Here is a 648-nt window from a genome sequence, read left to right as displayed (position 1 = left end):
GGGGTTCGCGGCGGCGGGCGTGCGGGATCGCCGCGTGTCGCGGCGTTGGGCGGAGGTTCCGGCCTCGGGGGTGCCTCGGTTCGGTGGCGGGCAGGGCTCGTGCGCGGGTGTCAGTCGGGACCGGCGAGTCGTTGGAGCTGGGGCAGTACGAACGCGAGGAGCTGATCGCCCGGTGGCGGGCGCAGCAGGATGGTGCCGGCCTGTCGGGTCAGGCGGGCGGGGGTGCAGATCACCTCGCGGCGGAACCGGGCCACGGTGAACCGGCCGCGGCCGTTGCCGTGATCGGTGCCGGCGAGTTCCTGCATCCACGCGGCGATCGCGCAGCCGATCAGTGCAGCGTGCATCCAGACACTGTTGATCTGCCGGTTCGCTGAGGGCAGGTGACGGAGTGCGGTGCCGTGTTTGGCGTCCTTGTTCAGGGCTTCGATGTCGGTGCGGTGCCGGTACCACCACTCGACCTCCGCCAGCCGCAGCCCCTGGTCCTCGTCGGGGGTGTCTTGCGGGTCGTCGAGGTCAAGGTCGGTGAGGATGAAGGAGTACCCGTAGACCGCGTCGATGCGGCCCTCCAGCGCGAGGGCGAGCTGGGCGTCGGGAATGGTGCGGCGCTTCCTCGCCCGAGCGGTGGGAATCCGTTCGACCGGGATCCGG

The 648-nt window shown here is 71.3% G+C and carries 1 pseudogene; it reads right to left on the bottom strand.

Annotated elements, in window-relative coordinates:
• Nucleotides 1-110: 110 nt before the first annotated feature.
• Nucleotides 111-648: pseudogene (locus tag IEX31_RS18515) on the bottom strand (hypothetical protein); the annotation flags it as partial.

It is taken from the genome of Agromyces bauzanensis (assembly GCF_014645655.1).
GTDB classification, from domain to species: domain Bacteria; phylum Actinomycetota; class Actinomycetes; order Actinomycetales; family Microbacteriaceae; genus Agromyces; species Agromyces bauzanensis.
The sequence above is the reverse complement of the archived record's forward strand: the minus strand, read 5'-3'. Positions and strand labels throughout refer to the sequence as shown.